This is a genomic window from Streptomyces sp. NBC_01451 (assembly GCF_036227485.1).
In the GTDB taxonomy this organism is placed as follows: Bacteria; Actinomycetota; Actinomycetes; order Streptomycetales; family Streptomycetaceae; genus Streptomyces.
Genome location: NZ_CP109479.1, coordinates 6,239,240 through 6,259,256, shown reverse-complemented (window position 1 = coordinate 6,259,256; position 20,017 = coordinate 6,239,240). Strand labels below are relative to the sequence as shown.

The window sequence follows — 20,017 nt, the reverse complement described above, 5'->3', positions numbered from 1 at the left end:
GGGTCACAGGTGTCCGTGGCCGGGACGCCCACCGCGCCCGCCGCGGTGAAAATACTGATCGCGGGCGGCTTCGGTGTCGGCAAGACCACCATGGTCGGCTCCGTGAGCGAGATCCCGCCCCTGCACACGGAGGAGCAGCTGACCGCCGCGGGCCTGGGTGTGGACGACCTCGACGGCATCGAGCAGAAGACCACCACGACCGTGGCACTGGACTTCGGCCGGATCACGGTGAGCAGCCGGCTCGTCCTGTACCTGTTCGGGACGCCGGGCCAGGAACGTTTCTGGTTCATGTGGAACGACCTGGTGCACGGGGCGCTCGGCGCGGTGGTCCTCGCGGACACCCGACGGCTGGAGAGCAGTTTCGCGTCGATCGACTTCTTCGAGAGCCGTGGCGTCCCGTTCGTGGTCGGCGTCAACTGCTTCCACGGGCTGCGGGACCGCACGGTGGACGAGGTGCGGGACGCGCTCGACCTCGACCCGAACGTCCCGGTCGTCATGGGCGACCTGCGGGACCGGCTGGACAGCCGGGACCTGCTGGTGGCCCTGGTCAACCGGCTGATGGCGGGCCGCCCGCCGACCGCGATCGGCGGCTGACCACCCGACGACGCGGCCCCCGGTGACTTGTCACCGGGGGCCGCGTGGCGTTCAACTGCCCATGTTCTCCACGGTCGTCACGGCCGCAGGGTGGGCTCCCGCTCGATGTCGCGCCTGTCGAGCCGGGCGTCGTAGGTCGCCAGCGGCTTGGCCACCGACGGGTTCGACCGGACGGCCGTCGTAGCGACGCCGGCCCACTCCAGGATGCGGGCCGTGGCGAGCGCCTTCTGCTCGGGGACCAGGCCCGCGACGTTCGCGCCGTGGTTCAGGCCGGGGGCGGTGAAGACGTACGAGTCCTTCGCGCCCTTGCCGAGGCGGAAGCGCTCGGCGCCCCACGGGTCGTTCTGCCCGTACACGAACAGCATGTGCTGGGCACGGTTCCTGACCCAGTTGTCGACGTCACGCATCGCCCGCGGCTGGAACTTCATCGAGATGTCCCGGGGGACGAAGTTGCGCGGCGGCTGGTAGCCGTAGCGGATGTACTTCTTCTCGATGTGGGGGAACTTGATGGTGGGCGCGCCGAGTTGGGTGCCCGCCTGGTAGTAGTACGGCGTGTACGGCTCCAGGCCCTGGTCGGTGTAGAAGGAGAACCCGGAGATCGTGTCGATCGAGGTCCAGATGTCGTCGTCGGTCGCGTTCTTCGCGTCCGCCGGGATGGACTCGCAGTCGGCGAGCAGGCTGTACTGCCAGAAGCCCCACACGTAGTCGAGGACGACGGCCTCGTACGCGCGGTCCAGGCTGCCGATGGTGTCGAAGGTGAAGCCCTCGGCGGCGGCGACCTCCGCGTACTTCTTCTCCAGCGGCTCCCGGCGGACGAGCGCCTCGCGCTGCACGGCGTTCAGCCGGTCGCGGCACTCCTTGGTACCGACGCCCGCGAAGAACCGGTCGTACGCCGAGTCCTCCTTGTTCACCACGTCGTTGGGGGCGACGTACGCGACGACGCCGTCCATGTCACGGGGGTAGAAGCGCTCGTAGTACGTGGCGGTCATGCCGCCCTTCGAACCGCCCGTGGAGAGCCACTTCTTGGCGTAGATCTTCTTCAGCGCCGTGAAGACGCGGTGCTGGTCGCTGGCCGCCTGCCAGATGTCCAGCTTGGACCAGTCGGCCGGGTCGGGCCGGGACGGGGTGAAGAAGCGGTACTCCAGGGAGACCTGGTTGCCGTCGGTGATCCGCGTCGGCTCACTGCGGCTGGGGTTCGTGTTGACGAAGTACCCGCTGGTGAAGAAGACCGTCGGGCGCGAGACGTCCTTGTGCAGGACGGTGATCCGCTGCTGGAACGTGCCCTTGGACGGGTGCCGGTGGTCGATCGGCTGGGTGTATTCGAGGACGAAGTACCGGTAGCCGGTGTACGGCTTCTCCTGGATCAGGCTCATGCCCGGGATCGCGAGGAGCTGGTCCTTGATGTCCGAACTGGCAGTGCTGGTACTGCTTCTGGTGCCGGATATGGCTTCCGGCTGAGCGGCGGTCGCCGCCCCCGCCGTGCTCACCGTGCCGATGAGCACGGCCAGCGCGAGCAGCCATCTGAGCGCCTTGCGCATGCACCCTCCCCTATGAAACATCTGTGCGCCGGAAGCTATCGGAGCAACTACCGGCGCACCAGGGGACATAGGGAAATCCCTCGGGCAGGGGATCGGTAAATAGGGTCGGGGAAGGGGCCGGGGCGGGGATTCAGCACCGAATCCAGCCGGAGCTGACCGATCCCCGGCCGACCGCCCCCTGGATCCACACCTGCCGTCGCCCCGCGTGCACGGTCACCGGGCCGGCCCGCTTGGAGAACAGTCCCTCGTCGACGACCGGCCGTCCGCCCCGCGCCCGTACGCTCACCGACATCCACTGGCGGGCGCCCGGCCGCTTGGGCACGGTCACCGCGCAGATGTAGCCGCTGCGCCGGTAGACGCGCACCTCGCCGGTGGAGAAGGTCAGCGTGCGCACCTTGCGGCCGGAGCACGCGGCGGCCCCGGCGGCTGCGTCGGCCGTGGCCGGGCCCGCGAGGGCGAGCACCCCGGACGCGGTCAGCACGGCCAGTGCCAGTGCCACGCGCCGCCGTACCCAACCAGCGCTCACCGTCTCCCCTCCCGTTGCCGCGCATTACCGTACTGATGTACGGACGCACGGCACCTGTCGAACGGTTGCGTGGCAATTCGGCTACCGGCCGGCTGTGGCTGGTCGCGCAGTTCCCCGCGCCCCTGACTGCCCCTACGGGGCGTTCAGGCGCGGAACGAGGTGACCGGCTCTTCCTGCTCCGGCGCGCCCACGAACGTGCGCCACAACTCGGCGTACTGGCCGTCGAGTTGGAGCAGTTCCTCGTGGGTGCCGTCCTCCGCGACCCGGCCGTGGTCCATGAGGACGACCCGGTCGGCGCGGGCCGCCGTGGTGAGGCGGTGGGCGACGACAAGCGTCGTACGGCGGCCCGCGAGGCGGTCCGTGGCCTGGTTGACCTGGGCCTCGGTGGCCAGGTCCAGTGCCGCCGTCGCCTCGTCGAGGAGCAGGATGTCCGGGTCGACCAGCTCGGCGCGGGCCAGCGCGATCAGCTGGCGCTGCCCCGCCGAGAGGTTGCGTCCGCGCTCGGCGACCTCGTGCAGGTAGCCGCCCTCCAGCGTGGCGATCATGTCGTGCGCCCCGACCGCCCGGGCCGCCGCCTCCACCTGGGCGTCGGTGGCGTCCGGCCGCCCGTACGCGATGGCGTCCCGCACGGTGCCCTGGAACAGATAGGCCTCCTGCGGCACGACCCCGAGGCGATGCCGGTACGAGGTGATGTCGAGGGCGCGCAGATCGGTGCCGTCGACGGTGACCCGGCCGCCGGTCGGGTCGTAGAAGCGGGCGACCAGCTTCACGAGCGTCGACTTGCCGGCGCCCGTCTCCCCGACGAAGGCGACGGTCTGCCCGGCCGGAATCGTCAACCGGACACCGCTCAGGGCCTCTTCGGCGTCGTCGCCGGACCCGTACGCGAAGTCCACGTCCTCGAAGGCGATGTCGCCGCGCAGGGAGAGCACCTCCAGCGGCTCCTCGGCGGCCTCGGTCGAGGTGCGTTCCTGGAGGAGTTCCTGGATGCGGCCGAGCGAGACGGTCGCCTGCTGGTATCCGTCGAAGACCTGCGAGAGCTGCTGCACGGGTGCGAAGAACAGGTCGATGTAGAGGAGGTAGGCGACCAGCGCGCCGGTCGTCAGCGTGCCGTTCTCGATCCGCCCCGCCCCCACGATCAGCACCGCCGCCGCCGCGACCGAGGCCAGCAGCTGTACGAAGGGGAAGTACACGGAGATCAGCCACTGGCCCCGGACCCGCGCCCGGCGATAGCTGTCGCTGCCCTCCGCGAACCGCTCGGAGCCCGTCCGCTCGCCCCGGAATGCCTGCACGATCCGCAGCCCGGCCACCGACTCCTGGAGGTCGGCGTTGACCACGGACACCCGCTCCCGGGCGAGTTCGTAGGCCTTCACGCTCGCCCGGCGGAAGTAGAACGTGCCGACGACCAGCACCGGGATGGTGACGAACACGACGAGCGCGAGCTGTACGTCGATGACCACCAGGGCGACCATGATGCCGAAGAAGGTGACGACGGAGACGAACGCGGTGACCAGCCCCGTCTGCAGGAACGTGGAGAGGGCGTCGACGTCGGTCGTCATCCGCGTCATGATCCGCCCGCTCAACTCCCTTTCGTAGTAGTCGAGTCCGAGGCGTTGCAGCTGGGCGAAGATCTTCAACCGGAGTGCGTACAGCACGCGTTCGCCGGTACGGCCCGTCATCCGCATCTCGCCGATCTGCGCCGCCCACTGGACGACGACGGAGACCAGGGCGAGCGCGGAGGCCGCCCACACCGCGCCCAGGGCGAGTTGGGAGACGCCCGAGTCGATGCCGTGCCGGATCAGGATCGGCAGCAGCAGCCCCATCCCGGCGTCCACGGCGACGAGCCCGAGGCTCAGCAGCAACGGCTTCCCGAAGCCGCGCAGCAGCCGCTTCAGCCCGTACGACTCCTCGGGCGTGACCGCGCGCGCCTCGTCGATGCCCGGGGTGTCGGCGGCCGGGGGCAACGCCTCGACCTGGGCGAGGAGTTCAGGTGTGGCCGGCATGCCGCTGAACGCCGTGTCCTTGCGTTCGCGGTCCCCGGCCCACAGCCTCGGCGTGACCCCGCGCTCGGCGTCGAACTCGGCGTCCAGCTCGTCCCGAACGGAGGTGTCCTCGGGCGGAACGGAGGCGGGCAGGGCGCGGCCGGGCGAGACGCCGCCCAGCTCGTCCGGGTCGGTCAGCAGTCGCCGGTACAGGGCGGAACGGGCCTGGAGTTCGTCGTGGGTGCCGAGGTCGGCGAGGCGTCCGTCGTCGAGGACGGCGATGCGGTCGGCGAGGCCGAGGGTCGAGCGGCGGTGCGCGATGAGGAGGGTCGTCCGGCCCGCCATGACGTGCTTGAGCGCCTCGTGGATCTCGTGCTCGACACGCGCGTCCACGGCGGAGGTGGCGTCGTCGAGGACGAGGAGACGGGGGTCGGTGAGGATCGCGCGGGCGAGTGCGACGCGCTGGCGCTGACCGCCGGAGAGGGTGAGGCCGTGCTCGCCGACCCTGGTGTCGTAGCCGTTCGGCAGCTCGGCGATGAACCGGTCCGCCTGGGCGGCGCGCGCCGCGGTCAGGATCTGTTCGTCGGTGGCGTCCGGACGGCCGTAGGCGATGTTGTTGCGGACGGTGTCGGAGAAGAGGAACGAGTCCTCGGGGACGAGCCCGATCGCGGCCCGGAGGGAGTCGTGGGTCAGTTCGCGGACATCGTGCCCGCCGATCAGAACGGCCCCGCGCGTCACGTCGTAGAAGCGCGGCAGCAGGAGCGAGACGGTCGACTTGCCGGAGCCGGAGGAGCCGACAACGGCTAGGGTCTCGCCGGGCCGGATCTCGAAGCTGAGCCCGTCGAGGACGGGGTGCTCGGGGTCGTACCCGAACGAGACGTCGTCGAACTCGACGGTGGCGGGGGCGTCGGCGGGCAGGTCCTTGTCCCCGTCGGTCAACGACGGCCGGGTGTCGATGAGTTCGAGGACGCGCTCGGTTCCGGCCCGCGCCTGCTGCCCGACGGTCAGCACCATGGCGAGCATGCGCACCGGCCCGACGAGCTGGGCGAGATAGGTGGAGAAGGCGACGAACGTACCGAGCGTGATGTGCCCGCCCACGGCCAGCCAGCCGCCCACCGCGAGCATGGCGACCTGGCCGAGCACGGGCACGGCCTGGAGCGCCGGGGTGTAGACGGAGTTGAACCGGATGGTCCGCAGCCGCCCCGCGAAGAGCCGCCGCCCGACCTCCCGGAGCTTCCCGGTCTCCTGGTCCTCCTGCCCGAACCCCTTCACCACGCGTACGCCGGTCACGGCGCCGTCCACGACACCGGCGACGGCGGCGGCCTGGGCCTGCGCGTACCAGGTGGCCGGGTGGAGCTTCGTACGGCTGCGCTTGGCGACGATCCACAGGGCGGGGGCGACGGCGAGGGCGACCAGGGTGAGCGGGAGCGACAGCCAGGTCATGATCGCGAGGGAGATCACGAAGAGCAGCACGTTCCCGAGGGTCATCGGGAGCATGTAGAAGAGGCTCTGGATCAGCTGGAGGTCGCTGGTGGCCCGCCCCACGATCTGGCCGGTCGACAGCTCGTCCTGGCGGCGCCCGTCGAGCCGGGTGATCGTCTCGAACATCTCCGTCCGCAGGTCGTACTGGACGTCGAGGGCGAGCCGGCCGCCGTAGTAGCGGCGGATGTAGGTGAGGACGTAGACGAGGACGGCGGCGACGACGAGCGCCCCCGCCCAGGGGGCCATGGAACGGCTCCTGTCGCCGATGACGTCGTCGATGATCACCTTGGTGATCAGCGGCACCAGCGCCATGAGGGCCATACCGCCGAGGGACGCGCCCAGGGAGAGCACGACGTCCTTCGGATACCGCCACGCGTATCCGACCAGCCGCCGCGCCCATCCCGGTACCGGAACCTCTTTCCCCGGTACTTCGTCCCCAGGTACCGCCTCCCCCGGTACAGATGCCGCTTCCGGCGCCGGTTCCCGTTCCGGTTCGTGTCCCGGCTTACGCCCCCGCTGCTCTGCCACTCCGGCGCCTTCCGTAGATCCGCGTTTCCGCACTCCGCCGGTAGGCACCAACACGCGGGGAAGGGGATTTCATCCCTCCGCAACGATTCCGGCTACGCCCGGCTACGGCGTCCGGACCCGCAGGAAGTAGAGGCGGGTCGTCTGTACGGCGTTCTGGTTGTCGTCGCTGACGAGGAGAACCCGCAGGCCGCCGTGGGTGCGGCCGGTGACGGCCATGCCCTCGATGTTGTCGAGGAGGGGGTTGGGCTGGGGCTGCTTGGCGGTCGCTCCCAGTGACGGGCAGTTCACGATGTCGGCGAGAAGGGTCTTCCTGACGAGGCGTACGCCGTCGTCCTGGCCGGTGAGGCTGTCGACCGCGCGCGTGTCCGTGGCGTGGCGCGGGTCGGCCAGGTAGAGGCGGACGGTGTTGCCGACGCCGGCGGTGAAACCGCGCTCCAGGACGAGGAGGCGGCCGTCGGGGATCGCCGCGACCTCGGGGACGCCCAGGCCGGTGTCGGTGCGGTAGGCGTACTGGGCGCCGAGCGCGAAGGAGCCGGAGCTGCCGGAGTGGCCGCCCCTGCGCTCCCAGGTCTGCCAGCGGACGATGCCGGTGGAGTCGCCGGAGATCGCGTACTCCATGGAGGCGAGGAGCGTACGGCCGCCGGGGAGGAGGGTGAGCCCCTCGAAGGTCTGGTTGGCGGTGGCACGGCCGGCCGGGGTGACCTTGAGCGCGTCCGGCACCGGGAGACGGTCGAGGATGCGTCCGTCGCGGGAGTAACGGCGTACGGAGGGTTCCGTCTCGGAGGAGACGAGTCGGGTGCCGTCCCGGTCGACGACCAGGCCCTCGGAGTCGAGCGCGGCGCCGGTCTCGTCGGCGAGGGGCACGACGCTCGTCGGGCTCAGGGTCCGCGGGTCCAGGGTGAACAGGGACGAGCGGTCGGAGAGGGCGGCGAGGCCGCCGTCGCTGTCCACGGCGAGCGCGGAGAGGTTCCCGACGAAGGTGCCGTCGTACGTCGTCTTGTCGAGGGCGTCGGAGAAACGGTCGAGGGAGACCGTGGGTGAGCAGGCCCTGGTGACGGCCGGGTCGGCGTTGGCCGGTCCGGCGGCGGTCAGACAGCTGGCCGCCGCCAGGCCGGCGGTGACGGTGGTGAGCAGGGTTCGCAGGCGCATGGCGGCCACCGTAGATCGGGTCGGTGACGGCGGGGAGGCGCTGCGGTGAAGTCGGCTCGCGACCGGCCGGCCATCGGCCGTCCGTCGGCCGTCCGTCGGTCGGCGGTCAGCGGTCAGCGGTCAGTCGGCGGTCAGCGGTCAGCGGTCAGTCGGCGGTCAGCTCGCGGCCAGATCCCGGTGGACGACCTTGGCGACGCCCTCGATGGTCGTGATGCCGTAGTTCCAGGTGCTGTTGCCCTGGGTGAGCACCGTGATCATGTAGTCGTGGCCGCCGCCCTTGAAGGTACCGACGCTGTGCACCCGCCAGCCGTTCGTCGCGCGTTCCAGCCAGCCGTTCTTGACGTGCACGGAGACGCCCGAGGGTGCGCCCTTCGGCGTGCCCCAGCGCTGGGACGCGATGACCTCGCCCATCAACTGCTGTATGTACGCACGGGAGTTGTCGGTCAGGATCGCGTTGGTGATGGTGGTGAGCGCGAGCAGCTTCTGCTCGTCGCGGGCGGTGATCTGGGTGAGGCCCCAGTAGCCGTTCGCACCGGGTTTGGTCTGCGTCATGCCTGCCGCCGCGACGAAGGCCTTGATCTTCGTCAGACCCAGCTGGTTCCACAGCTTCGTGGTCGAGGCGTTGTCCGACTTGGTGATCATGGCCTTCGCGAGGCTCTTCTCGGTGGCCGTCAGGGCGCGGTTGGTCTTCTGGGCGTCCCAGAGCAGGGCAGCCAGGACGGTCACCTTGACGACGCTGGCGGAGTCGTAGGCGGTCTGCGCCCGGTACACGCAGGTCGTCCTGGTGGAACGGTCGAAGACACCGACGCTGATCGAGCCTCGGCGGCCGGAGAGGGCGGTGGTGATGTCCCGCTTCAGCTTGGTGGCGAGGGCCGGCTTGGCGGACGTACAACTGACCGCTGCCGCCGCCGCGTCGGCGGGTGTGGCGGTGGCCACGAGCGAGAGCACGGTCGCGGCGCAGACGGCGGCGCCGCCGAGCAGGCGGGCGCGCGCGGATCTGGATATGTGGTGAGTCATGGAGGCTTCCCATCCCCGTGAAGGACATCAACGCGCCCCCGGCACGCTGGTGTTCTTCTGACTCACACGCACATGCGAATGGTTGTACGCCCAGTCGCACTTTTCTGCGAATCTGCTTCGCGAATCTTCCTGGGGAATCCTCTTGGGGAAAGCTCTTGGGGAAAGCCCGCACCGCGCGTAACGCACTGTTGCCCTGATTCACAGGTCACCCCCAGGCATGTCACAGCGCGCGCCCACCCCCCGTCCGGACGATTCGATGGTGACATCTGCCACCGATCCGCACCCCCACGCCCAGGAGATCCCCGCCGCCGCCGATCCCGCGGCCCCCGAGGCTCCACCGGCCCCCGCCGAGTCAGGCACACCCGAGAAGGCGCCGCGCTGGTCGCTGCCCGCGCTGCTCGCGATCATGCTGCTGGCCGGGGTCCTGTACTCCTGGAACCTGTCCTCCTCCAGCCTCAACAGCTTCTACAGCGCCGCGATCTACAGCGGTACGCAGAGCTGGAAGGCCTGGTTCTTCGGCTCGCTCGACGCGGGCAACTTCATCACCGTCGACAAGCCACCGTTCGCGATGATGATCATGGGCCTGTCGTGCCGCGTCTTCGGCTTCGGGACCTGGCAGATGATGGCGCCCGAGGTCGCGGCCGGCCTCGGCACGATCTGGATCCTGCACTCCTCCGTGAAGCGGGTCTTCGGGCACGTGGCGGCCACGATCGCCGCGCTCGTCCTCGCGCTCACCCCGATCACCGTCGCGATCAACCGCGACAACAACCCGGACACCGTCCTCGTCCTGCTGATGGTCGGCGGGGCGGCCCTCGCCCTGCGCGCGGTGCGCACCGACAAACTGCTGCCGCTCATCGGCTCCGCGGTCCTCTTCGGGCTCGCCTTCAACACGAAGATGCTCCAGGGCTACATCGCGCTGCCCGCCGTCTTCGCCGTGTACGTGTACGCGTCGAAGCTCGGCTGGCGGAAGAAGGCAGTCAACCTGGCCCTGGCCGCGGTCGCCCTGGCCGTCTCCAGCTTCTGGTGGGCCACGGCGGTCTCTCCCGTCCCGGCCGACGACCGCCCGTACATCGGCGGCTCGACCGACGGCTCCGCCTGGAACCTGATCATGGGTTACAACGGCCTGGGCCGCGTCCTCGGCGGCGAGGGCAACGGCGGCGGGGGCGGCGGCGGAGGCGGCACCTTCGCCGGCACCGCGGGCATCGGCCGGATGTTCAACGACATCCTCGGCGGCCAGATCTCCTGGCTGATCCCCTTCGCGTTCCTCGCGCTCGCCGCCGGCCTGGTGCTGTGCGGACGGGCCCCGCGCACCGACATGACGCGCGCCGCGCTCGTCCTGTGGGGCGGCTGGCTGGCACTGCACTACGTGACCTTCGCCATGGCCGAGGGCACCATGCACCCGTACTACACGACCGCGCTCGCCCCCGGCATCGCGGCGCTGACCGGCGCCGGCGGCGTCATGCTGTGGCGCGCCTTCCGCGGCGGCGACGCCCGTTGGTCCTGGGTGCTGCCGGCCGGCCTCGCGGTCACCGGCGTCTGGGCCATCGTGGTACTGCGCCGTGCCACCGGCTGGAACACCTGGCTGTGGCCGACGATCGCCGTACTCATGGTCCTCGCGATCACGGGCCTGTTCGTCCTGCGGACCGCGAGCTCCGGTACGCGGGTCCGGCTGCTCGGCGCCTCCGTCGTCGCGGCGATCGTGGCGGCCCTCGCGGGTCCGACGGCCTACGCCGTCTCGCCCGCCTTCTCCTCCGCCGGCGGCGGCATGGGCGGCACCAACCCGACCGCGGGCCCGTCGAGCGGCGGCGGCATGGGCGGTCCCGGCGGCGGAGGCGGCCGGGGCGGCTTCGGCGGCAACGGCGGCGGTCCCGGCGGCCAGCAGAGCGGCACCCAGCCGGGCGGCCAGGCGAACGGGGAGCTTCCCGGCGGCGGTAACGGCCAGATGCAGCCGGGTGGCGGCAACGGTGAGCTCCCACAGGGCGGCGGCGCACCGGGTGGCACGAACGGACAGTTCCCGGGCGGCGGCACGGCTCCCGGCGGCGGGACCACCGGCCAGAACGGCGGGACGGGTACGGCTCCCGGCGGCAACGGCGGCACGAGCGGCGGCCCCGGTGGTGGTGGCGGTATGGGCGGTGGCGGTATGGGCGGCGGTGTCAGCAACGAGCTGATCACCTACCTGGAGAAGCACCAGGACGGCGCCAAGTGGCTGCTCGCGGTGTCCAACTCGCAGGGCGCAGGCCAGCTGATCCTCAGCACCGGCAAGCCCGTCATCTCGATGTTCGGCTTCACCGGCCAGGACAAGGCGATGACCTTGGCCAGGCTCAAGGAGTTGGTGAAGAAGGGCGAGCTGCACTACATCCAGCTCGGCGGCGGCATGGGCGGCGGTATGGGAGGCGGCGACCAGGAGCTCACCACCTGGGTGCAGAAGTACGGCACGGCGGTGAAGGAGAGCGACTACAGCAGCAGCGCGGCGTCGGACTCCGCCGACTCGTCGGACACGTCCGACTCGACGGCCGAGGAGAGCGGTTCGGGCACCCAGTCCGGCGGCACCCAGTCCACGTCGACGATCTACCGGCTGGACGCGTCGGACGTCGGCTGAGCCCGCCCGGCACCGGTTGACACCGTGTGGCCCCCGACCGGAACACCGGTCGGGGGCCACACCCGTTTCCAGACCACCTCATGGGCTCTCCTTGGCTCTCCCTGGCTCTACGCGCGTCAAATCGAGCCGAAATCAGATGAGTTGCCGGTTCAAGTCACTCAACAGACACGCGCAGTTCATTGCCCGAAACGCATGTCCATGTCACGCTCCCGGATGTCTCCCCCATTCGACACGCGTAGAACGGACACCCCCGATGCCCGCGACGCTGATACGCACCCGCCGTTGGAAGACCGTGGCACTCGCCACGTCGACCGTTCTGGCGGCCCTCGCCATCCCCACGATGACCGCCACCCCGGCCGGCGCGACCACCACCGCGTACGACGCCACGTACTACAAGAACGCGATCGGCAAGACCGGTACGACCCTCAAGTCCTCGCTGCACACGATCATCAGCAGCCAGACGAAGATCTCGTACTCCGCGGTCTGGGACGCACTCAAGGTCACCGACCAGGACCCGAACAACAGCAGCAACGTCATCCTGCTGTACAGCGGCGTCTCGCGCAGCAAGTCCCTCAACGGCGGCGACGTCGGCGACTGGAACCGCGAGCACACCTGGGCCAAGTCCCACGGCGACTTCGGCGAGGCGATCGGCCCCGGCACAGACCTGCACCACCTGCGCGCCTGCGACGTCCAGGTCAACAGCACCCGCGGCAACCTGGACTTCGACAACGGCGGCAGCACGGTCACCAACGGCGGCGGCAGCACGGTCGACTCCGACTCCTTCGCACCGCGCGCCGCGGACCGGGGCGACGTGGCCCGCATGATCCTCTACATGACGGTTCGCTACGAGGGCGACGACGGCTGGGCCGACCTGGAGCCCAACGAGAAGGTCGGCAACGGCAGCAACCCGTACATGGGCAAGCTCGCCGTCCTCAAGGCGTGGAACGAGGCGGACCCGCCCAACGCCTTCGAGGAGCGCCGCAACGACCTCATCTACACCAACTACCAGGGCAACCGGAACCCGTTCATCGACCACCCGGAGTGGGTCGAGGCGATCTGGTAGCCGGTCCGGCGACGGACGCCCACGGCGCCCTGAACTCTCCTTGTTCTACGGGGAGTTCAGGGCGCCGTCATGGAAGCACGCGAACCGGCCGGAGCGCTGGGCCTGGCTGTCAGACCTTCCGCAGCCGCAGCTGCATCTGGCAGCCGCCGGAGCGTCCGTCGGTGTCGATGCCGATGGTCACCGGGCTGCCCTTGAACGCCGTGTGGTTCTGGTCCGAGGGCAGGGAGTTCAGGCACTGGCCGCCGTCGCCGTCCGCGAAGTACCTCACTTCGAGGATGATATCGGAGCGGCCCGAGACGGTGAAGGTGAGGTTGCAGAAGCCCGGCCTGTTGTCGGTGTCGACCCGGACCTGGGACCCGAAGGTCCTGAACTTCTGGATCGGCATCTGGAACGTGCCCGGGCTTCCGCACTGCCCCGCGTCGCCACCGGCACTGGCCTGGAAGCCGTAGGTGATGGACGCGCCCGAGAGCGTGTTGTTCGGGTCGAAGACGCCGAAGGACAGCTGGCAGCCGCCCGAGCGGTTGTCGGTGTCGAACCGGATCGCCCGGGTGAAGTCCGGGTCGACGCCCCACTGCTGCCCCGACAGCCCACCGCACTGCCCGGCATCGCCGTCCGGGTTGAACCGGATGCCGATCTCCGCCGGGGCGGCGGTCGCGGTGTTCTCCGATGCCTGCGCCGTCGTACCGGACAGACCGGCGATGAGCGCGCCGGCGGCAAGGACACCGGAGAGCGCTCTCAGGCGTGAATTCCTCATACTGTTTCCCCTCCCAGGGCATCGTGGGCACACGTCGGCCACGTAGTGGCGTGAGTGAACGCGATGACCGCGTGAACCTCGGCGGCGCCTGGTCAGTGGCGCCGCGTTTCCTGCGTTGCGTTGCGCTTCAGGACGCGACAAGAACCCCCCGTTGCCGCGCGGACCCAGTATGAGTCGCCCGAGGCGGGGACCGCACTGCCGGTAACGGGCCAATCTGCGGAGCGTGACCACCGAACGGGCCAAACCGGTCGCCCGGTACGTCCACCCTGCGGCGTATCACCAGCTCAGCACCCACAGCGGCCGCAGGGCCAACTTCCTCGCTACGGAGCCATATTCATCCGGCACAGTCCACCAACCGCCCAAAACGGGGAGAGGGAAAGGGCTTGCATCGATCTTGACGCCCCGCCCCGGCGACCCATGACCCAGATGACCAGGTCCAGGCTCAACTTCCCTTACAGATAGGTGAGTTCACTGGATGCGCACGCGAGTGGACCGGCTCGCAAGCCGTGCCCGGGGGCCCTGGGAGTCGGGGCTTCCGGGCTGAATCGCAGGCACGGGAGCCTGCGTTCCAGGAAGCTGTTCCGGGTGTCACCGCATGCTTGACCATGCGTCTTCCGGGCGGGGTGCCAGTACTGCGGAGACCACCGCACCGGCGGACGCCATGACGTCGGCGGCGAATCGAAGGCGCCCGATACCGAGGCGGCGGAGTGCCGAGCCGTGGTCAGCGGCGACGACGAGGGAGACCGCGAACAGCAGCAGTCGCCAAAGGACCATCACCGGGCGGCGTACTGGGCGGGGCAGTTCCACCACGGAGGCGTGCAACCGCTCGCAGTGGAACGGGACATGGCGCTGCTCGTCGGCCAGGATCCGCCCCGCCACATCCGAGGTGAGCGCGTCAGGGGCGCCATCACGTAGGACCCGGTAATAGCGCAGCGCCACCACTTCAGCGATCGTCAGCACCAGCAGTTCCAGGCGCAGGCCCATGAGACGCCGCAACCGTACGAAGACCCTGTCGCTCCAGTGACCGGTCAACGTCGGTACGCCACCCGCAGCCAGCAGCCGAGCGAGCAGGCGGGCGTGATTCTGTTCCTCGGCGACGAAGAGCCGGACGGCCTGCGCGTAATCGGCATCGCCGGCCTGGTCCGCTTTGCCGACGAGGTTCACGCCGTCACCGTCCTCGCCGATCTGGAAGCGCTGAATACTGGCCCACACCGCGGGATGCAGAGTTGCCCCTTGCCCCCAGTCCGGGTCCCCCTGGGCGTGCCGACGCTCCCGCTCGTCCTCGAACCGCTGCGTCCACTTGGCGAATCCGCCCGTCTGCACCCGGTCACCCCTCTCCGGGACACGGCCATCGTGCCCTGGTGGGAGACGACGCCCGGCGGACACCGAACCGTTCCGCCAATGCCTGGCCGGTCATTGCCTCGTGCGCGAGCACACGACAACGGCCCTGGGATCGCGGCGTACGCGACCCTTCGGTGCTCGGCGTGCACCACTACTGCACCAGATCGAGCGGGGAACAGAGAGGCACCACGGTGAATACGGTCTGGCGCGAGCTGGGGGTGCGAGTTCGATTCTGGTCACCCACTCTTCTCGAAGCACCTGGTGAGCAGCGTGTTACTACTCATTGTCCAGATCTTGTTCCGCCCTCGCGCCCCAGACGCGGCTGATGACAGGGCGCACGCAGAGGGCACGGGGCCACGCCATTGCGGCGGGAGTCGCTGGCGAGGCAGAGTCTGGAGTCGCCCCGGGTAGCCGTTCAGAGTGCCGTCGGCTGATGGGGATTCCTCAAATCGGCTCTGCCCATGGTTCTGCGAAAGCCCGGGCAGGAGCACACTGTGGCGGTGGACCCGAGCAGCCAAGCCTCAGAACCGCCTCCCCTGCCTCCAAAGCCGGTTCTGCCCGACATGGCCGCAGCGCGCAGTGACGGGCCGGCCGCCGCCGTCGAAGCTCGTTGGCTGTCTCTACAGCTCAGCTGGCAGTGGGCACGCGATGTCCACGAGATTCGCTCGCCAGGGCACCCCTATCCGGGCATCGTTCCGCTGCTGGAGGCCGCTGCCGCGGCACCACGACTGCGGCGGCTGTATCCGTTCACCAGTCATTTCGCTCTGCTCTTCAGCAGCCGCACCAGCTACCCCTGGATCTTGCAGGCCGGATCCATCGAGCCTCTACGCAACGGATCGTTCAAGGTCCGTCGCCGCGATCCTCTTACGATGATCGGCGAAGTCGAAACTGCCGCAGAGGCCGTGGGGCTGGCATTGGGACTCCTGCCCGTCGACTTCGAGCCGGTCGTCACCGCCTCCCCGACAAGCACACGTGACAGCGCCCGGCCACGCCGGTAGAACCTGTCGATCAGCCCAGATGCGTCGCCGCGAACATCCGCAGCACCGCCGGAAGCACCACCACCGAAGGCCCCGCCGTCGCAAGGGACTTGGCGAGGTCCGTCTCCAGTGTTTCCGCCGACGTCCGGAGACCCGGTACGCCGAACGACTCAGCCAGCGCCACAAAGTCCGGTCGCGCCAGCTCCGTGCCCGTCGTCTCGCCGAACGCGTCCGTCATGTACTCGCGCAGGATGCCGTAGCCGCCGTCGTCCACGATCAGCCACGTCACGTTGAGGTCGTACTGCCGGGCCGTCGCCAGCTCCGCGATCCCGTACAGGGCGCCGCCGTCGCCCGAGACCGCGAGGACCGGGTGCGTCGGGTCGGCCACCGCCGCTCCCAGGGCCGCCGGGAAGGCGTAGCCGAGGCCACCCGCGCCCTGGGCCGAGTGCATGGTGTTCGTGCCGCGCGGGTCGAAGGCCGACCATGCCCAGTAGGACAGGATCGTCATGTCCCAGAAGGAGGGCGAGCGGGACGGAAGCGCCCCCCTGATCGACGCCAACAGGCCCTGTTCCAGGGTTAGTTCCTGGGCGGCGAGGCGGGCAGCCACCCGGTCCAGCACTCCCCGGACCCGGTCCCCCGCCGTCGCGTCCTCCCTCGCCGCCGGCACCGTCTCCAGCAGCGCCTGCAGCGCCAGCCGTGCGTCCGCGTGGATGCCCAGCGCCGGGTGGTTGGACTCCAGCTTGCCCAGATCCGCATCGACTTGGACGACCCGGCCGCGCGGCTTGAACGTGTGGTAGTTGGAGGAGAGTTCACCCAGGCCGGAGCCGACGACCAGCAGGACGTCCGCGTCCTCCAGGAAGTCGGTCATGTGCCGGTCCTCCAGCCAGGACTGGAGGGAGAGCGGGTGCGTCCAGGGGAACGCGCCCTTTCCGCCGAACGTCGTCACCACCGGCGCCTGAAGACGTTCCGCGAGCGCCCTCAGCTTGCCCGCGGCGTCGGCCCGTACGACCCCGCCGCCCGCGATGATCGCCGGGCGCTCGGCGTTCGACAGCAAGTGGGCGGCCAGCGCCGTCAGTTCGGGGCGTGGGGGCAGTTCCTCGGGGAAGGCGTCGCCGCCCGTCACCACGGGAATCGGAGTTTCCGCCATCAGCACGTCCTGCGGGATCTCCACCCACACCGGGCCGTGCGGAGCCGTGAGCGCCGACTTCCAGGCGTCGGCGATCGCCGAGGGGATCTGGGACTGCGTACGGACCGTGTGGACCGACTTCACCACACCCCTGAACGAGGCCTGCTGGTCCGGGAGTTCGTGGAGGTAGCCGTGTCTGCCGCCGCCCAGCCCGGCAGTTGGGATCTGGCTGCTGATCGCCAGGACAGGGGCCGAGGCCGCCGCCGCTTCCTGGAGCGCCGCCAGTGACGTCAACGCGCCCGGGCCCGTCGACAGGAGCAGCGGCGCCGCCTCCCCCGTGATCCTGCCGTACGCGTCGGCCGCGAACCCCGCGTTGTTCTCCACTCGCAGGCCGATGTAGCGGAGGTCGGAGCGGCGCAGCGCGTCGAACATGCCCAGGGCGTGCTGGCCGGGCAGACCGAAGACCGTCGTCGTGCCGAGTCCGGCCAGCGTCTCCACGACCAGGTCTCCGCCGTTGCGGCCGGGGGGCGGATTGAGCGCGGCCTCCGTCTGGGCGGCGGTCGGCTTCAGCACCAGGTCGTGGTCGTGGGTCACTTCGTTTCGCCGTCCTTGTTCTCGCCCTTGTCCCTGCGGGCCTCCGCGATCTGCCGGGACATGATCGTCGTCAGTTCGTACGCCGTGTGCGACGCCGCGACCGACGTGATCTCGGCGTGATCGTACGCGGGGGCGACCTCCACGACGTCCGCCGAGACCAGGTTGCAGGACGCCAGGCCGCGCAGGATCTCCAGCAGTTCGCGCGATGTCATGCCGCCGGCCTCGGGCGTGCCCGTGCCCGGGGCGAACGCCGGGTCGAGGCAGTCGATGTCGATGGAGACGTAGAGCGGACGGTCGCCGATGCGCTGGCGGAGCTGGTCGGCGACCTCGTCGACACCGCGCCGCATCACGTCCGCCGACGTGACGATGCCGAAGCCCATCTTCGCGTCGTCGTCCAGGTCCTGCTTGCCGTACAGCGGGCCGCGCGTACCGACGTGCGAGAGGGCGGAGGTGTCGAGGATGCCTTCCTCCACCGCCCGCCGGAACGGCGTCCCGTGCGTGTACTCGGCGCCGAAGTAGGTGTCCCAGGTGTCGAGGTGCGCGTCGAAGTGGAGCAGGGCCACCGGGCCGTGCTTCTTCGCCACTGATCGGAGCAGGGGCAGCGCGATCGTGTGGTCACCGCCGAGGGTCATCAACCTCGCGCCTGTTCCCAGCAGTTCGTCCGCCGCCGCCTCCACCGTCTCCACGGCCTCGTGGATGTCGAACGGGTTGACGGCGATGTCTCCGGCGTCCGCGACCTGGGCGAGTGCGAACGGGGACGCGTCCTGCGCCGGGTTGTACGGGCGCAGCAGCCGCGACGCCTCGCGGATCGCGTTGCCGCCGAAGCGGGCCCCCGGCCGGTACGAGACCCCCGAGTCGAACGGCACGCCGATCACGGCGACGTCCGTACGTCCGCCGACCTCGTCGAGGCGCGGCAGCCGCGCGAAGGTCGCGGGGCCGGCGTACCTCGGAATGCGCGACGAGTCGACGGGGCCTCGGGGCGTCTCGAAACTGCTGGTCATACCGTCTGCCTTCTTCCTGCGCCTCAGGACCGATTCGGTTCGGTTCGGCTCGGTTCCGTTCGACTCGGTTCCGTTCGACTCGAATCAACGCGAATCGGATGCGAGTTCGATGGTGTGGTCCACGCGTCGCTCGCGCCAGAGTAGGTGGCCGGAACGGGTCCAGGAAGTGTACATTTCATCCACTTCCAGCACCCAGTACGGATGGAACATCCATCATGTCCACCATGCCGGACCCCTCCGTATCCCCCGCACCCCTCGCACCGCCCACACCCCCGGTACCGCTCTCCGCCCTCCTCGCCCGCGAGGACCTCGCCCTGCGCCAGATCGCGGGCCCGACCGCCCCCGACCCGGCGATCCACTGGGCGCATGTGTCGGAGATGGCGGACCCGTACCCGTATCTGCTCGGCGGTGAGCTGCTGCTGACCGCCGGGGTGCACATCCCGGAGGCGACGGGCTCGGGGGCAGGGACAGGGACAGGGTCGTACTTCGACGACTACGTGGGGCGGATCGTGGCGGGAGGCGGCGCGGCGCTCGGATTCGGGGTGGCGCCGGTGCACGACAGGGTGCCGGAGGCGCTGGTCGCGGCCTGCGACGCGTACGGACTGCCGCTCGTCGAGGTTCCGCCGCGGACGACGTTCTCGGGCGTGGCCCGCGCGGTCTGGCAGCTCATGGCCCAGGCCCGGCTGGCCGAGCTCCGCCGTGTGACGGAGGCCCAGCAGAGCCTGGCCGCCGCCGCCTGCCGCCCGGACCCGGTGCCCTCCGTGCTGCGTCGACTGGCGCGGCGGGTGGGCGGCCGGGCGGTGCTGTACGGGCCGGACGGGACGGAGATCGCGGCGGCGGGGCGGGAGACGGGCACCCTGGGGGCACTGGCCGCGCTCGCGGCCGTCGTGCGGGCCGACCGCGGCCCGGCCTCCGCCGCCGACACCACCGCCGGCGTCCACCTCGCCGCCTACGCCCTCAGCACCGGCACCGGAACCGGCCGGGGCTTCGCGCTCGGCGTCGCGACACCCGAACAGACGTCCGGCGACCACACGATCGCCTCCGTGGCGGCCGTACTCCTCGCCCTGCTCACCGGCGAACACCAGAGCGGCTCGGGCGCGGCCCGCTCGTCCGCCCTCGTACGGCTGCTGCTGGGGGCCACCCCGGAGACGGTCGCGCCGCTGCTGGGCGGGGACGGTGACGGGCGCTGGGTGGTGGTGCACGCGCGGCCGGAGGCGCCCGACGGACCGGCGCCCGATCCGGTGACGGCCTCGGCGCTCGCCACGGCGTTCGGTTCGCCGCTGGTCGACATCGACGAGGACGTCGTACGCGTCCTGCTGCCCGCCGGTCGCGAACCCGCCCCGCAGCCCGGCTGGACGTGCGGGGTGAGCGCCCCGGCCGGTCCGCGCGAGTGGCCGGCCGCCGACGTGCAGGCGTCCCGCGCGCTGGCCCGCGCCCGGGCCGTCCGCAGCCCGCTGATCCGGCACGGCGAGCGGCCCGCGCTGTCGGACCTCGTCCCCGAGGCGGACGCCGCGGCTCACGCCCGTACCCTTCTCGCGCCGATCGCAGCGACCCCCGCGCTGGTCGAGACACTGCGCACCTGGCTCTCCCTGCACGGGAGTTGGGACCGTACGGCGATCGCCCTGACCGTGCACCGCAACACCGTGCGGCAACGGATCGCGCGCTGCACGGCCCTCCTCGGCACGGACCTCGACGACCCGGACGTACGGATGGAGTTGTGGTTCGCGCTGAGGCGGCACTGACGTCGCG

Annotated in this window: 14 protein-coding genes; 5 read left to right on the top strand and 9 right to left on the bottom strand. The window is 70.4% G+C overall.

Translation table 11 applies throughout. The features are described 5' to 3' along the window. The first annotated feature begins 15 nt into the window (after positions 1 to 15). On the top strand, positions 16 to 594 hold the full coding sequence (locus OG595_RS27515) for a GTP-binding protein (RefSeq protein ID WP_329276555.1): 579 nt from the start codon (positions 16 to 18) through the stop codon (positions 592 to 594). 77 nt (positions 595 to 671) lie between these two features. Here OG595_RS27515 and OG595_RS27510 read toward each other — a convergent pair whose 3' ends face one another. The 5 genes from OG595_RS27510 to OG595_RS27490 form a co-directional block, all read right to left on the bottom strand. Continuing rightward, on the bottom strand, positions 672 to 2,132 hold the full coding sequence (locus OG595_RS27510) for an aminopeptidase (RefSeq protein WP_329276553.1): 1,461 nt from the start codon (positions 2,130 to 2,132) through the stop codon (positions 672 to 674). Positions 2,133 to 2,262: 130 nt separating this feature from the next. After that, the gene (locus tag OG595_RS27505) at positions 2,263 to 2,658 is read right to left on the bottom strand and encodes a hypothetical protein (protein ID WP_329276551.1); all 396 of its coding nucleotides are present in this window, start codon (positions 2,656 to 2,658) and stop codon (positions 2,263 to 2,265) included. A 143-nt stretch (positions 2,659 to 2,801) separates the two neighbouring features. Further along, positions 2,802 to 6,506, bottom strand: a complete 3,705-nt coding sequence (locus OG595_RS27500; protein WP_329283235.1) for an ABC transporter ATP-binding protein — start codon at positions 6,504 to 6,506, stop codon at positions 2,802 to 2,804. A gap of 243 nt (positions 6,507 to 6,749) precedes the next feature. Then, positions 6,750 to 7,796 (bottom strand): esterase-like activity of phytase family protein, encoded by a 1,047-nt coding sequence (locus OG595_RS27495; RefSeq protein ID WP_329276549.1) that lies wholly within the window; start codon positions 7,794 to 7,796, stop codon positions 6,750 to 6,752. A gap of 156 nt (positions 7,797 to 7,952) precedes the next feature. Beyond that, the gene (locus OG595_RS27490; RefSeq protein ID WP_329276547.1) at positions 7,953 to 8,813 is read right to left on the bottom strand and encodes a serine hydrolase; all 861 of its coding nucleotides are present in this window, start codon (positions 8,811 to 8,813) and stop codon (positions 7,953 to 7,955) included. A gap of 259 nt (positions 8,814 to 9,072) precedes the next feature. Between OG595_RS27490 and OG595_RS27485 the strand changes: the two genes are divergently transcribed. Further along, a complete protein-coding gene (locus tag OG595_RS27485) occupies positions 9,073 to 11,412 on the top strand; it encodes a glycosyltransferase family 39 protein (protein ID WP_329276545.1) in 2,340 nt (779 codons plus the stop codon). Positions 11,413 to 11,665: 253 nt separating this feature from the next. Further along, positions 11,666 to 12,475: an endonuclease I family protein gene (locus tag OG595_RS27480; protein WP_329276542.1), complete on the top strand. Its 810-nt coding sequence runs from the start codon at positions 11,666 to 11,668 to the stop codon at positions 12,473 to 12,475. Between the two features lie 109 nt (positions 12,476 to 12,584). On the opposite strand, the gene OG595_RS27475 is transcribed toward OG595_RS27480, so the two are convergent. After that, positions 12,585 to 13,229: a hypothetical protein gene (locus OG595_RS27475; RefSeq protein WP_329276540.1), complete on the bottom strand. Its 645-nt coding sequence runs from the start codon at positions 13,227 to 13,229 to the stop codon at positions 12,585 to 12,587. Between the two features lie 588 nt (positions 13,230 to 13,817). Beyond that, positions 13,818 to 14,552: a ferritin-like domain-containing protein gene (locus tag OG595_RS27470; RefSeq protein WP_329276539.1), complete on the bottom strand. Its 735-nt coding sequence runs from the start codon at positions 14,550 to 14,552 to the stop codon at positions 13,818 to 13,820. Positions 14,553 to 15,133: 581 nt separating this feature from the next. On the opposite strand from OG595_RS27470, the gene OG595_RS27465 reads away from it, so the two are divergent. Next, positions 15,134 to 15,568 carry a DUF6193 family natural product biosynthesis protein gene (locus OG595_RS27465; protein ID WP_329276538.1) on the top strand — a complete coding sequence of 145 codons (435 nt, stop codon included), beginning with the start codon at positions 15,134 to 15,136 and terminating at the stop codon, positions 15,566 to 15,568. Positions 15,569 to 15,578: 10 nt separating this feature from the next. On the opposite strand, the gene OG595_RS27460 is transcribed toward OG595_RS27465, so the two are convergent. Both OG595_RS27460 and speB read right to left on the bottom strand, forming a co-directional pair. Further along, the gene (locus OG595_RS27460; protein WP_329276536.1) at positions 15,579 to 17,267 is read right to left on the bottom strand and encodes a thiamine pyrophosphate-binding protein; all 1,689 of its coding nucleotides are present in this window, start codon (positions 17,265 to 17,267) and stop codon (positions 15,579 to 15,581) included. Further along, complete coding sequence (speB, locus tag OG595_RS27455) at positions 17,264 to 18,268, bottom strand: agmatinase (protein WP_329276534.1); 1,005 nt, start codon at positions 18,266 to 18,268, stop codon at positions 17,264 to 17,266. The genes OG595_RS27460 and speB overlap by 4 nt, the downstream gene beginning before the upstream one ends. Positions 18,269 to 18,492: 224 nt before the next feature. Between speB and OG595_RS27450 the strand changes: the two genes are divergently transcribed. Beyond that, the gene (locus OG595_RS27450; RefSeq protein WP_329283232.1) at positions 18,493 to 20,010 is read left to right on the top strand and encodes a helix-turn-helix domain-containing protein; all 1,518 of its coding nucleotides are present in this window, start codon (positions 18,493 to 18,495) and stop codon (positions 20,008 to 20,010) included. Positions 20,011 to 20,017: the final 7 nt, after the last annotated feature.